14 protein-coding genes are annotated in these 13,042 nt (G+C 43.3%); 6 read left to right on the forward strand and 8 right to left on the reverse strand.

The window, feature by feature from the left end:
• Positions 1-80: 80 nt before the first annotated feature.
• Together L4D79_RS03265 and L4D79_RS03270 are read left to right on the forward strand one after the other, a co-directional pair.
• The gene (locus L4D79_RS03265) at positions 81-686 is read left to right on the forward strand and encodes an HAD family hydrolase (protein ID WP_428647307.1); all 606 of its coding nucleotides are present in this window, start codon (positions 81-83) and stop codon (positions 684-686) included.
• Positions 687-774: 88 nt separating this feature from the next.
• Positions 775-1,290: an ATP-dependent zinc protease family protein gene (locus L4D79_RS03270; RefSeq protein ID WP_428647309.1), complete on the forward strand. Its 516-nt coding sequence runs from the start codon at positions 775-777 to the stop codon at positions 1,288-1,290.
• Between the two features lie 52 nt (positions 1,291-1,342).
• Here the strand turns inward: L4D79_RS03270 and L4D79_RS03275 are convergent, their stop codons facing one another.
• Entirely contained in the window at positions 1,343-1,699 is a 357-nt protein-coding gene (locus L4D79_RS03275; RefSeq protein ID WP_428647312.1) for a DUF3319 domain-containing protein, read from the reverse strand.
• Positions 1,700-1,891: 192 nt separating this feature from the next.
• On the opposite strand from L4D79_RS03275, the gene L4D79_RS03280 reads away from it, so the two are divergent.
• Positions 1,892-2,863, forward strand: coding sequence for a tyrosine-type recombinase/integrase (locus L4D79_RS03280; protein ID WP_428647315.1), 972 nt, complete (start codon positions 1,892-1,894; stop codon positions 2,861-2,863).
• 83 nt (positions 2,864-2,946) lie between these two features.
• Here L4D79_RS03280 and L4D79_RS03285 read toward each other — a convergent pair whose 3' ends face one another.
• The 6 genes from L4D79_RS03285 to L4D79_RS03310 all read right to left on the reverse strand — a co-directional run bounded on the left by L4D79_RS03285 (position 2,947) and on the right by L4D79_RS03310 (position 7,208).
• Positions 2,947-3,585, reverse strand: a complete 639-nt coding sequence (locus L4D79_RS03285) for a putative adenosine monophosphate-protein transferase Fic (RefSeq protein ID WP_428647317.1) — start codon at positions 3,583-3,585, stop codon at positions 2,947-2,949.
• Entirely contained in the window at positions 3,575-3,748 is a 174-nt protein-coding gene (locus L4D79_RS03290; RefSeq protein WP_428647320.1) for a YhfG family protein, read from the reverse strand. The genes L4D79_RS03285 and L4D79_RS03290 overlap by 11 nt, the downstream gene beginning before the upstream one ends.
• A 106-nt stretch (positions 3,749-3,854) precedes the next feature.
• Entirely contained in the window at positions 3,855-4,847 is a 993-nt protein-coding gene (locus tag L4D79_RS03295) for a D-alanine--D-alanine ligase (protein ID WP_428647323.1), read from the reverse strand.
• 213 nt (positions 4,848-5,060) lie between these two features.
• Entirely contained in the window at positions 5,061-6,092 is a 1,032-nt protein-coding gene (gene arsB, locus L4D79_RS03300; RefSeq protein WP_428647325.1) for an ACR3 family arsenite efflux transporter, read from the reverse strand.
• 135 nt (positions 6,093-6,227) lie between these two features.
• Positions 6,228-6,614: an ArsR/SmtB family transcription factor gene (locus tag L4D79_RS03305; RefSeq protein WP_428647328.1), complete on the reverse strand. Its 387-nt coding sequence runs from the start codon at positions 6,612-6,614 to the stop codon at positions 6,228-6,230.
• Between the two features lie 69 nt (positions 6,615-6,683).
• A complete protein-coding gene (locus tag L4D79_RS03310; RefSeq protein ID WP_428647330.1) occupies positions 6,684-7,208 on the reverse strand; it encodes an SPOR domain-containing protein in 525 nt (174 codons plus the stop codon).
• 159 nt (positions 7,209-7,367) lie between these two features.
• Here L4D79_RS03310 and L4D79_RS03315 point away from each other — a divergent pair, with 159 nt between their 5' ends.
• The gene (locus tag L4D79_RS03315) at positions 7,368-7,877 is read left to right on the forward strand and encodes a DUF2301 domain-containing membrane protein (RefSeq protein WP_428647333.1); all 510 of its coding nucleotides are present in this window, start codon (positions 7,368-7,370) and stop codon (positions 7,875-7,877) included.
• 165 nt (positions 7,878-8,042) lie between these two features.
• A complete protein-coding gene (locus L4D79_RS03320; protein WP_428647336.1) occupies positions 8,043-10,736 on the forward strand; it encodes a bifunctional acetate--CoA ligase family protein/GNAT family N-acetyltransferase in 2,694 nt (897 codons plus the stop codon).
• A gap of 43 nt (positions 10,737-10,779) precedes the next feature.
• Here L4D79_RS03320 and L4D79_RS03325 read toward each other — a convergent pair whose 3' ends face one another.
• Positions 10,780-11,676, reverse strand: coding sequence for a LysR family transcriptional regulator (locus L4D79_RS03325; protein WP_428647339.1), 897 nt, complete (start codon positions 11,674-11,676; stop codon positions 10,780-10,782).
• Positions 11,677-11,894: 218 nt separating this feature from the next.
• On the opposite strand from L4D79_RS03325, the gene L4D79_RS03330 reads away from it, so the two are divergent.
• On the forward strand, positions 11,895-12,791 hold the full coding sequence (locus tag L4D79_RS03330; RefSeq protein WP_428647342.1) for a DUF4344 domain-containing metallopeptidase: 897 nt from the start codon (positions 11,895-11,897) through the stop codon (positions 12,789-12,791).
• Positions 12,792-13,042: the final 251 nt, after the last annotated feature.

Raw genomic sequence — 13,042 nt, forward strand, 5'->3', positions numbered from 1 at the left:
GGTAATATCTTGTGATTTCTCATTTGCTTATCACCTGAACCACAATAATATCAATACTAGGTACTGTAACGGAAACCGATATGATAAAAAACGTAATTTTTGATTTTGGTGCAGTTTTGTTTGAATGGAATCCTGCAAAGATCGTATCAACCTTTACAGATTCTAAGGATGAGCAAACCCTATTGCTCGAACATGTGCTTCAACACCCAGATTGGATATCGCTAGATCGTGGCACTATGCTAATGGCTGAGGCCATTCCTCGCTGTGCCGCCCGCGTCAATCTGCCAGAATCCCGGATGGAAGACTTTTTCGAGCACATCCAGAGTAATCTGCAGCTCATCGATGATACTTATGATTTAGTCAATCAAGTTCTTAGTCTCAACTACTCAGCTTACTTTCTGACAAACATGAGTAGCGCTTTTTTTGAAAAATTGAATGAGCGCCACGGTTTATATCAATTGTTTGACGGCGGCTTAGTTTCAGGTAAAGAACTAACTATTAAGCCTGAAGCGGAAATTTTCGAACTACTTTGCCAACGCTTTAATATAGACCCAACAGAATCTCTCTTTATTGATGATCAGCCCAAAAACTTAGATGCGGCAAAAGCACTGGGCTTTGAGGTGTTTCACTTTACAACACCTGATGAAAGCTGCTCAGATATTCGTAATTTGCTAAAAATTAACTAGAATTTGCCTAACACGATGTAATTCATATAACGTTCATCTAAAAAATGGCATATTGCCTTCAATTTGTACCTAATAGTCAGGAGTTTTCGTGAAAAGACTTTTTATCCCAGCAATGTTGTTATTCTCTGTTATGGGTTCAAATCTTGCCATGGCTGAGTCAAAAAGTAACGATTCGAAATCGATTGTTGGTCAAGTCGAGACTATCAAAGTCTATGATTTAGAAATGGATTATCTTGCTCGCATTGATACCGGTGCTGCAACAACGTCGATCCATGCTAAAGACATCAAGGTCATTGGTGATGAAAGTGATAGTGATAACATGCGCGATCATCTAGGTCATACCGTCGAGTTTACTTCCCTCAACGAAGCAGGCGAAGAAGCCAAATACAAAGGTAAAATCGTTAAAGTAAGCAAAATCCGCAATGCTCAAGGTGTTGAGCGTCGTTATGCAGTGGAAATGGACTTAGGATGGAACGGTGAGCATAAAACAGTAGCCGTCAACCTTCGTGACAGAAGCAAGCTTGAGTATAAACTCTTGATTGGGCGTAACTGGCTTGAAGGTGATTACCTGGTCGACGTAGAGAAGCTCGATGAAAATGATTAGTTTTTATTAAAAATATTGAAAACGCCCTACTCTGGGCGTTTTTTTGGGTATCTTACTTTTGTTGCATTTTCGCTATCACTAAGTCCAAGTGCTTTTTAATCGCAGTCGGCGATCCTTTTAACAGCCTAGTTCCCAGGATCACATACCAACCATTAGGCTCTCCGTTATCATTGATTAACTTGAACCCTTTGTAGTCCTCGACTTTTTGGCTGGTTTTCTCTGTTGAACCCACAGCAATAAACTTTTCGGGCGGCATAAACGTCTGCATGTCATACCACCAATCAATACTTTTCTTTACTAGCGTTAGCTTACTGATAATGGTGTTTCCATTGATGGTTGTTTTCCAGCCATCTGGTGCTCCTGAGGCATTTTCAATATTGTGGCCTCGATGGAACAGTCTTTTTTTCATTTCTGCCTCGTTTGGTTGAGCCATAATGAGCCTTATCTTTATTATCAGTATTCTTAAATATAAGCATCAAACCTATGTTTGTCTGCTACCAAGGCTCATTAGTGATACATTTGCACAATTATATATGAAGTGTGCTGAATTCTATATTAGAATGTTATACATAACAAATTATAGTGCACTAGAGGTTATATCGTGGCTAAAGAGATCCCGCCGATTCAAAATGAAGCTGAATGCTTACAAAGCATCCAACGTTTCCGTCAACACTTGGAATCTACAGCGCTGCTAAATGAGCTAACACATAACAAGTATGCCTCGAATACGATCACCTCATTCAAGAATGACTGGAATAACTTTTTAACTTTCTGCCGTTCAGAGCATATCCCTTCGCTACCAGCAAAGCCGGATACAGTGCACCGTTATATTGAACAAATGGCGAAAACTCGAAAGCTAGCAAGCTTAAAACGCTACGTTGTCACTATATCACTTATTCATCGCTGCCATAATTTGAGTGACCCCTGTGCGAAAGCTGAGATTCGACTGGCCATGAAAAAGCAGCAACTTGATAAACACGATGACGGCCAAAATGCAGCCCCCTTTCGAGATGAGCATCTACAGCAGTTACTAGATAGTTTTGAACTATCAACAAAGCCTAAAGATATCAGAGATTTGGCTATATGGGCAGTAATGTTTGAAGCGATGCTGAAACGCAGCGAACTAGCTGCTCTTTGTGCGGAAAATTTATATATCCATAGCTCGGGACTGATTGATTTAGACGTCGGCTCCACTACCATTTCATTGAGCTCCATTGCCTCTAAAGCCTTACAACGCTGGCTTGTTATTGGCATGATTTCAGATGGTTTTGTGTTTAGACGAATAGACCGACATAGCAATATTGGTGATAAGCCTTTAGATCATTCTTCGATATATCGTATTTTTCGCCGTGCCAGTGATGAATTAGGCTTAGGTGACACTTCCCTATTTTCAGGACAATCTCCCCGCGTCGGCGCAGCAAAAGATTTATCGGATGCTGGCATGTCCATCATCGATATTCAAGAACAAGGCCGCTGGAAAAGCCCAGCAATGCCTGCTCAGTATGTCGGTAATACTGATCGCCACGAGAAAGAAGTGAGTAAGTTTATTAAGCTTAAGCCGTGGGAACAGTAGAATTTCATCATTATGGTATGGGGGTATGTATATAATGACTTATCATATAAAAGTTATAGTGCACTAGGCATGGCAAATAATCATTAACGTTTAGGCTCATCTGTCCAATGTTCGCTGTAACCTGCAGTTAAATTAATCGGTGTTGTAATTCTCTCAAATAACGAATGTAACATCTCCATGTTGCCAAAGTACCCTGCTTGATTGGCTTCTACCCACTCATTCAAACAGATCCCTTCCCAACAGATTTCATAGCCAGCGTTTATAGCCAGAATTTCAAAGAATATCCGCTGAACACGGCCATTGCCTTCTCTGAACGGATGGATGACATTCAACTCACAGTAAAAGAATGCAACTTTATCTATGAAGTCATTTAGGTTTAAATTACATAAGTGATCTTGGTTGGCTAATTCAGTTAATAGCTTTTTTGATTCACGCTCAATATTTTCCCAGTGGCAAAAACGGGTTTCACCCTTGGTAATATCAACCGTTCGCTGTACCCCAGCCCATGGGTAGAGATCTTGAAATAGAATTTGGTGGATTTGCTTTAGGTAATCGAAAGTGAAGTTGTTGAAGTCAGGTTCAAAGTGACTTGCACGCACTCGAGTAAAGTCTCGCTCAGCCGCTTCGAGCTTATTCTCATCACGGATATTGAGTAAATTAATCAACACCGTACTGTTTGGGTAGCAATCTGGATCTCTATCAACCCCGTATCTATCTGGCATATCGTCCTTTCAGCTTATTAATATGTTCAACTTCTGCCAGTACGCTCTCGTGACTTTCACTCTCATCAGGCTCTAGATGAATCCCTTCTAGTAGCAAACTGGCTCGATAGTTTTTTGCCTGCAACTGCTTAAAGCGTTGCCTTTTTTGATCATCCGTTAACATTAAATAAGTGTCGCCTCATCATTGTTATCTTTGCTGGCGTGCTCTATCTGAAGTATAGCCAGTATACTGCGGGTTGAAAAAAGCCGGGATAACCCGGCTTTGTGTTTTATTTCACTGCATTCTTTATAGCTTGTTCTAAGAAGCCTTTAAATGTATGACCATGATTTTCAAGCATCTTAGGGAACATAGAAATCGGCGTCATACCTGGGAAGGTATTGATTTCATTTAGAAGAATTTCGCCATCTTCACCCAAGAAAAAGTCAATACGGGACAAATCTTTAAGCTTCATATGTACAAACGCTTTACGCGCATATCCACGGATGTCTTCGACTTGTGCTTCCGTCAGGTTCGTTGCCTCAACCGAAGTCGTTGAATGGCTATCAGCGCTGTACTTCTCTTCATAGGTATAGAACTGATCGTCTGGACAGGACACCTCGCCTGGCTTGGTAATGATTAGCTCACCGTTGTATTCGTAAGAAGAGATTTCTAATTCACGAGGCTTAATCGCTTTTTCAATCAGCACTTGCTCAGAGTAGCCAAAAGCAGCATCGACTGCTGCTGCCAGTGCTTCTTTTTCAGTGACCCGGTAACAACCAACCGATGAACCTTGGCTTGCTGCTTTTACAAATACCTTGCCCCACTTATCGAAAGCGTCTGCAGCCTGAAGATGTGATTCTTCAGAGTTTTCACTCAAGAAAACATAAGGCGTATTTGGGATGCCTAGCGCATCAAACCATAACTTAGTCGTAATTTTATTAAAGCAATTGGTACTGGCTTCAGCACCACAGCCTAAATACGGTAATTTGGCCATATCTAAAAATGACTGTAGATCACCGGTTTCACCAGGAAACCCATGAACACATGGAATAACGTAGTCAACTGCCTGTTGTTCATCACCCTGATGCAACGTACGGTCTAGGGTAAGATGACAAAGCTGACCTTGATGATTAAACCAACCATCAGTGTTCATTTCTAATCGGGTATAGGTAATGTCGTCAATCTGCTTGAGCTGCTGTTCAATATAGTTTGCAGATACTAGAGAGACTTCGTGTTCGGCGCTTCCACCGCCACAGAGTAATAAAACGTGGATTGAGCTCATTATCATCCCTTGTTTAAAGTTCTTCCTTAATAGTAATAAAAAAAAGGTGACTATTGCACCTCATATCTCTCTTTATGGCTATTTCTTTCAATATTTTAACAATAAGCAGTCATTCAAGCCAAGATCCGCTCACAATGAATGATATTGGTTTGCAAGAAACACAAAACCCACAACCTCATCATGCAAGACTGTGGGTTTCGATTAGTGTAAAGGCTATGCCACTTCTACCGCAAACTGATTTCGGGTTTTATTCGCATATGCGACCAGCGACAACATAACCGGTACTTCAACCAGTACACCGACTACGGTTGCTAAAGCGGCCCCTGAATGAATACCGAAAAGGCTAATAGCAACCGCCACGGCAAGTTCAAAAAAGTTTGACGCACCAATCATCGCCCCTGGTGCAGCAACATTATGTGGTTGTTTCCACTTTTTCATCCAAATGTAGGCAACAGCGAAAATCAAATAGGTTTGAATCAGCAACGGAATCGCAATCAGAACAATATCCACCGGGTTTGCGATGATAGTTTGTGCCTGGAAACCGAACAGCAGAATCACTGTTCCGACTAAACCAACAATCGAAAGTGGTTTCAGCTTCGCAGAGAGCTTATCCAACTTGTCTTGTTCGCTACCTTTTCTGTGTAAGTAGTGACGTGTAATCGCACCCGCTATCAGAGGTATTACAACAAACAAGGTGACAGAAAGAAGCAGAGTATCCCACGGAACCATAATGTCCGTGACACCCAGTAGTAAGGCAGCAATTGGGGCAAAGGCTACCACCATGATCAGATCATTAATTGCGACCTGCACAACGGTGTAGTTGGCGTCACCCTTGGTTAATTGACTCCATACGAACACCATCGCGGTACACGGTGCAACACCGAGTAGAATCATACCGGCGATGTATTCATCACCCAAAGCCGGTGATATCCAGTCTCCGAACAGGTATCGGATAAAGAAAATTGCCAGCAAGGCCATCGTGAAAGGCTTTATCAACCAGTTCACAACAATCGTCACTACCAACCCTTTCGGGCGACGATGAAACCCTTTGATTGCCGAAAAATCGACCTGCATCATCATTGGGTAAATCATTAGCCAAATTAACACTGCAATTACCATGTTAATTTGTGCGTACTGCAAATTACCCAAGAAGGTAAATAGCTCTGGGAACAGTACACCACCCACAAGACCGGCCAGCATACCCAGCCCAACCCAGACACTGAGGAAACGTTCGAAAATACCCATTATGGGACCCTCTACATATTATTGAAATAACGATTGTTTATCGCGGCCGATCACAGTGACGCCACGATAAACAGGAGAAAACGTGGAAAGAGAAAAACGTATAAATCGGTATTACACCCAACGCATTGGGCAATGTTATTTTTTATCTGTGGAACAAATACTATTGATATGGCTTGGATGGCAGCTTGCTTTAGTGTCATCACCACAGCATTCTTCCGTCAAGTACGCAATTAAATCCATCATTACTGGTATGTTCGCCCGATATCGCTGGAACCTACCCTGCTGCTCAACAGACACCAAGCCCGCGTGCAGCATCGCTTTTAAATGAAACGACAATGAATTGGGAGCAACCCCCATCTCTTTTGCCATTTCCCCTGCTACTTTGCCTTCATTACCCGCTTTAACGAGCAAGCGCCAGGCATCAAGCCGAACACCTGAAGACAGTGAGTCAAAAATTGTAGTTGCTTCATCTCTGTTCATGACTTCAATAATACAAGAACTATTGAAATGATCAAGCTTCAATATTACCTGAATTATCGAAATATTTTGTTTGGGCGTAAAAAAACAGCCCGTAGGCTGCTTAGATGTTCGTTAATTCAGCCGTGTTAACTTCGGTGTGGATGAGGTTTTAATTTCATCCATATCTCGAATGAAAGGTCCGTACTCTTTAACATCTCTTGGTAATGCCTCAAGAGCCTTACGGGCTTGCTCTTTAGTATCAAAATTTCCGTATAACAAGGTATACCAAGGCACGCCATTGAGTTGCTTCTTGTTAGTCCAAACCGGTTGGTCTGATGGCAGCTTATTCATGTACGTCGCGAAGCCTTTGTTATGGCTTAGCGCTAATACCTGTATCGAGTAACCCGCCTTCGACAGTTGCTGTTCTGAGGCTGTATCCTCTTCAGCCGCTTTCTTTATGACGTCTGTAGCTGTTGCTTGATTGGCGCTTTCGCTACCGTAAACAGTATCCTCTTCCAATTTAGCCAAAGTCTCTGACTCTGCTTGCTCCTGAAGATATATTTCTTCTTGGGATGACGTAATAATCTCTGTATTTTCGGAATCTGAAGCGCACCCAGACATTGCCGTAACGACGGCCAATATGGCTAGTTTTTTCATTATTTCTCTGCCAGACAAAAAATCTAGTCACATTTTGCCGTCGGAATTTCCACCATTCAAGCCTAAGTTTAAGTTAGATCAAAAACTCTCTGCCCTTCATCACAGGAATTAGAGGTAAAATACAACTGCATTCTTTCTTTCGTTTCATTGGAGTTCAACATGGCCGATCCTCACATTAAGAGCGACTTGGATAATCTGGATAAATTAACGGTGATCCTATATCGCTCTGCTCTTACGGCCGCTGCCGGTATAATGTCTATTCTCGCTTGGGAAATTGATGTTGGTACGACGGCACTTGTTATTGCCGCCATTCTCGCAACGACCACAGTGCACATCTACGACAAACGCTTTCGTTGGTTAATCCTCGGTAGTGCGCTTTTCGCCGTTGTTTGGTTTTTGATTGGCCTTTGGCAGCCATTGGCCCTTGGGGCGGCTTTATTCTCTTTTAGTGCCCTATCCATAAAAGAGTACTTTTGCTTTCAATTAAAGCCTTTATTGTTAACCCCCTTGGTCTTGGCCGGATACTGGTTTTGTTTGGTGTTTGGCCAGACGCAAATCAGTATTGCATTCAGCATGACAGGCGCGATTTTACTCGCTGTTGCCGCATTTTCTAAATGGCGTATGCCAATGCATTACGATATCGGCGATAAATCCAAGTACCAAATTTAAACCCATTTTCCCGACAAGTTATTCGCGTGGCAAAGGACCTGCCACCATCATTTGCTAACCTAATCCATTGATATTAGGCATTGATCACAGCTCCTACACTTTAGTCAGAAACTCGATGTTGCTTTGGTTACACTCAGTGAAAAGCATTGCGAGAATGAGTGTGATATGGACGGATTAGACAAACTACTAAAACCTAAGTCAATTGCAGTGATCGGTGCCTCGGATAACCCAAACCGAGCAGGTAATGTGGTCATACGTAACCTTTTATCTGGTTCTTTTCACGGCCCCATCATGCCCGTCACGCCCAAATACGATGCGGTTGCTGGTGTTCTGGCCTATCCAACCATTGAAAGTCTTCCTCGCATTCCAGATTTAGCCATCCTGTGTACCAATGCCCACCGCAATGTCGACATTATTCGCCAGTTAGGTGAAAAAGGCGTAAAAGTCGCAATCGTATTAGCTGCAGGCATGGCCGGAATTGCGAAGGAAGGTAAAACAGAAGAACAACGAATGTTCGATGTTGCCCGACAGTTCGATATGCGCTTGGTCGGTCCCAATAGCATGGGGCTTATTTTGCCATGGATGAATCTTAACGCGTCCTTTTCCCCGATCGCTGCAAACAAAGGTAATATCGCCTTCATTTCCCAATCGGCAGCGGTATGTACCACCATTTTGGACTGGGCAAAAAACAAAAACGTCGGATTTTCCACCTTTCTTTCCCTTGGGGATGCCTGTGATATTAATTTCGCCGAGTTACTGGATAACTTATGTCGCGACAGTAAAACGGAAGCCATACTGCTTTATATTGATTCGGTGAAAGATGCACGACGGTTTATGTCAGCAGCTCGGGCCGCGGCGCGAAACCGACGGATCCTCGTAGTGAAAAGCGGTAGAACACCAGCAGGCAGCGCCGCAGCTTTCTTGCATACCGGCTCCCCAGCCGGACTGGATGCCGTATATGACGCAGCCATTCGACGCTCTGGTATGTTAAGGGTAAACAATACCCATGAACTTTTCGCTGCCGTTGAAACGCTCGCCCACTCGGTTCCATTGCGTGGAGAAAGACTGGCTATTTTAACCAATGGCGGTGGCCCAGCGATCATGGCGGTTGATGCGTTAGCGGATCGGGGAGGCAAACTTGCAACATTAAGTGAAGAGACCACCAGCAAACTGTCAGCCATTTTGCCGTCATGCTGGCCGAAGGCTAACCCAATAGACATCATTGGCGATGCGGATATTAGTCGCTACGAAGAAGCCGTCAAAATTCTCCTTGATAGTGATGATTTTGATGCGCTGTTAATCATGCACTCTCCTTCCGCGATAGCAACAGGCAACAAGACAGCCCGCCGATTAGTCGAAGTGCTTAATGCCCATCCTCGTACCCGAAAGTTCAATATATTGACCAATTGGGCTGGCGAAGATGAGGCCGTTGTCTCTCGCAAAATTTTCACAGAAGCAGGCTATCCCGCATACCGAACCCCCGAAAGTGCCGTGTCTGCTTTCATGCATTTGGTCGAATACCGGCGAAACCAAAAGCAGTTAATGGAAACCCCTGTATCATTTGGTGAAACCAAAGCCAATCCAAAACACGTACATGACGTTGTTAACCACCTTCTAGCACAAGGCGTCACCCAATTAGAAACACACGATGTTAGGCCGGTGCTGGAATCCTATGGCTTTAATACCCTACCAACCTGGATCGCAAGCGATCCTGCAGAGGCGGCGCATATTGCCAACCAAATTGGCTACCCCGTTGCAGTGAAGTTACGCTCGCCAGATATTCCGCATAAATCGGAAATTCACGGTGTTCTGCTCTATTTGCGTACGGCAGAAGAAGTGGCCAATGGCGCGCAAGCGATCCTTGATCGTGTGTCATTGGATTATCCGCATGCAAGGATCGATGGCCTCTTGGTACAACGAATGGCAAAACGTGCCGGCGCCCAAGAACTTCGGTTATCCGTACACAATGATAATATCTTTGGCCCTGTCATCTTATTGGGCGAGGATATGGGCGATTGGGACATTCACAAGAATGCCGCAGTGGGTATTCCACCATTAAATATGGCACTTGCCCGATATATGGTGATCAATGCGATCAAAACAGGGAAAATTACCCAGCGTAATTTACCGGAAAAAATAGATATCCCTGCGCTATGCCGTCTGTTGGTAAAAACGTCTCAACTGATCATCGATTGCCCAGAAATCGAGTCGTTCGACATCCATCCATTACTTGCCGCGGGTAATGAAATGACGGTGATTGATGCTTCGATGACGCTTCGCTACTTCAAAGGTAACCGCCAAGAACGTCTGGCCATTCGTCCATACCCGAAAGAGCTTGAGGAAAATGTCGCCTTGAAAAATGGCGAACGGATCTTGCTGCGACCTATTTTGCCTGAAGACGAACCTCAGCATGCCGATTTTATCGCCAAGGTGTCGGTTGAAGATCTCTATAAACGCTTTTTCTCTGACGTAGGTGAATTCAATCATGAAGCGCTGGCGAACTTTACCCAGATAGATTATGACCGAGAAATGGCTTTTGTCGCGGTTAAAGAGACAGCGAATGACGATGGCGAGATAACAGAAACCATTATAGGCGTTACCCGTGCTCTGTCTGATCCCGAGAATATCGAAGCCGAGTTTGCCATTCTTGTGCGATCTGATCTTAAAGGCGTCGGACTAGGAAGTATTTTAATGAATAAAATCATTCGTTATTGCCGAGAAGCAGGCCTGCAGCGCATTACCGGTATGACCATGCCCTCTAACCGAGGTATGATTATGCTTGCTCAGAAAGTCGGGTTTGAAATCGATATTCAAATGGAAGATGGTATTGTCGAAATGTTGCTGCCACTCAAGCAGTAACAGCAACGTCAGTATCTTACGTAGACTAGCAATGACTAAATGATTAATTGCTAGTCTGCTTTTTCCAGAGCGACATAATATGCTGTATACACCAAGATTTAGCTTTTCCCATACGACTTCGATTCCAAGCTATGACCAGTTCCAATTCATACACAGGATCGTCCCCAATAACCACCAGCTCACCGCTTTCAATAGACTCTTTCGCGTAGCTATAAGACATAGTTGCGATACCTAACCCAGCCTTCAAAGCCTGTAACTTGTCATGCATGGAGCCCACGGTCAGTAATGGTTGTTCATCGAGAATGTTATGAGTCATCGGGGGTAAGTGACGAGCTGTATCAGCAACAGCTATACCACGATATTGTTTGCGAATTAAAGGATCGAGAGGATATTTATGCTTATGAATTGGGTGATCAGGATGTGCCACCCAGATAGTATCCAATGTGCCCAACCTCTGGATTTTAACTTCTGGAGGTGCAACAGTTGGCAGCGGAGCAATCAGAATATCAGCACGGTCTTGGGCTAAGGCTTCCCAGCAACCTGCCAATATTTCCTCTTGAAAACGAACGCGGGTTTTACTTTGCTGAGCAAGCCCTTCCACCAGCGGAAATAAAGTATCAACTTTTACCAAACCATCGTACGCGATAGTAATATCAAGCTCCCAACCATGAGCCAGTGCGCTGGCATCAGCAATCATTTCATCAGCAGCCGTTAATAACAGTCGACCTCTTTCAAGAAGAAGGTGCCCCGCTTTTGTAAACACGGCTTTATGACCAGAGCGATCAAAAATCACTAAGTCCAAATCTTGTTCAAGTTTTTGAACCTGGTAACTCAAAGATGAAGGCGCCCTGCCTAGCTCTTCCGATGCCGCAGCAAAACTACCTCGTCGCTCAATAGCATCTAGCACCATCAAAGCTTCAAAAGACAATAGCTTGTTCACCCTTTCTCCTTATTATAATGGCCTTTGTAAGATCCATGTTGATATAGCAATTAGCATACACATTAATGTGATTCATCGTCACTATCAATTTTTGTCTCAACTCTTTATTTCCCTTATTATTCACAACGTAATTTTAACGTTATCGTAGAGAGATCCACCTTACAGCCCTAGCAATAGGCCATACTTATCGTTAGTTGATCATTCATTAGGGTACATCCATGGTATTCAGCATGTTACTTTATAGAACCACCTCAAATCTCAAGCGCATTTCCCAACCAAACAGCGGTACATCTTCCCATCTTTTCAAACAAACTCACCGTGCTATTCGCATATGCGGTGTATTAGCCGCCTGCTTTTTTTCTGTATATGGTAACAGTAATGAACTACCCAATATCCGTATCACTTTCACCCCAAGCGTCAGCGAACTTGATAAACAAACGATCCTCGAGATAAAGAAAACAAGTTCTCTTAGAACGATACAATCACTCTCCGAGTCGGTTATTCATTTTCCTACTCCTGTGCACATTGTCTTTGGCGCGCTAGATGGTCCACTTTACGATCCCGAGACCAACCAAATTGAAATCCCATATAGCTTTTGGCGTGAAATGGTTGAGCGCTTTTCTTCCGATATAGCAGGCAGTAGTGATAATCCCGATTTACACGATTCCAACAAAGCATATGCTTTAAAAGCAAGTGCAGGTGCGTTACTGCATACCTTGCTCCATGAACTCGGTCACGCCTATATCGCACTGAATGAGATTCCAATTTTGGGTAAAGAAGAGGATGCGGCTGATAGCTTCGCAAATATCCTTATGCTCAATTATGTCGATACCGGTGATGACCAGGCGATACATGCAGCCACACTTTTTGCTATTGAAGATCAGCAAATCGACAGTTTTGATGATCTTGATTTCATTGATGAGCACAGCCTCGATATTCAACGCTATTTTTATAGTTTGTGTTTGGTCTATGGTAGTGATCCTGATAAGCACAAAACCCTATTTCAAGATCTCGATTCTGACGTCAAAACCGAACGCGAAGATATTTGTATTGAAGAGTTCGAGCGAGTTACTACAAGCTGGCAAAGCTATTTCGAACAGCAGTCAGAACAATAGTGACGATATAGACCCAAGAAGATTCAGATGCTGTAACAAATTACCACCCACTAATTGCATTAAACGCGTGGTATAGCGTATCAACCAAATCGATTGATAGCCCATAACACGCTTTATTCATGCTACAGAATAATCATTCAAAATCTTTTGTATATCCCCCGTAAAATTTCATACCTTTGTGATAAGTTAGTCATAAAAACGACTAAAACCCATTAATTACAAGCTCTTGTTTATCCTCAATTTGATCTGAG

Source organism: Photobacterium satsumensis (genome assembly GCF_050336935.1).
Lineage (GTDB): Bacteria > Pseudomonadota > Gammaproteobacteria > Enterobacterales > Vibrionaceae > Photobacterium > Photobacterium satsumensis.